1 protein-coding gene is annotated in these 740 nt (G+C 45.4%); it reads right to left on the bottom strand.

Annotation, left to right across the window (positions count from 1 at the left end):
- The coding region (locus R7R24_RS26620; protein ID WP_318120104.1) for a phosphate ABC transporter substrate-binding protein at positions 1-740 on the bottom strand (740 nt) is incomplete at both ends.

Here is a 740-nt window from a genome sequence, read left to right as displayed (position 1 = left end):
GTTTTTAACCGGTATGTACCCGTAGTCAGCAATGGTTTTTTGTACCGCTTCCGATTTTAGGAACGCGACAAAGTCTTTGCCTGCTTGATCTAGCGAGTCGACTTTGTAAAGCACCAAGAATGGTCGAGCCAGTTTGTATTTGTGATTTGCGATGTTTGCTGCTGTTGGTTCAATCCCGTTAAACTGAATCGCCTTCACAGAAAGGTCTACAGACCCCACCGAAATAAAACCAATCGCACGTGTGTTATGGTTCACAATGGTTTTAACCATGCTGTTGCTATTTACAACTAAGTTGTTTGGGCTGATATCAGAAACCAGACGGTCGTTAATGATTTTGGTTAGACCCAACAAACTTTCAAAGCTGTAGCGCGAGCCAGAAGATGCTTCTCGCGTGACAACTGCTATCGGTTGATCCGCGCCGCCGACTTCTTTCCAGTTTTTGATTTCGCCTTTGTAGATGTCAAACAGTTGTTGTGCTGAAAGGTTAGTCACAGAGTTTGTACGGTTCACAACAACGGCAAGGCCATCGTAAGCAATTGGAAACACATTCAAGTCTTCGCCTTTTTCGCTTTCTGTCAGATAGCGAGAGCTCATACCAAGTTTCACGACACCTTTGTTCACCATGGTGATCCCCGCACTAGAACCAATGCCCTGTACAGCGATGTAATTATCTGGGTGTGTCTTGTTGTATTCTTCGGCGAGTACGTCCATCACGCGAGCAACGGCAGTTGAACCTGAAA

Source organism: Vibrio sp. 704 (assembly GCF_033339295.1).
This window is presented reverse-complemented; position numbering and strand designations above follow the sequence as displayed.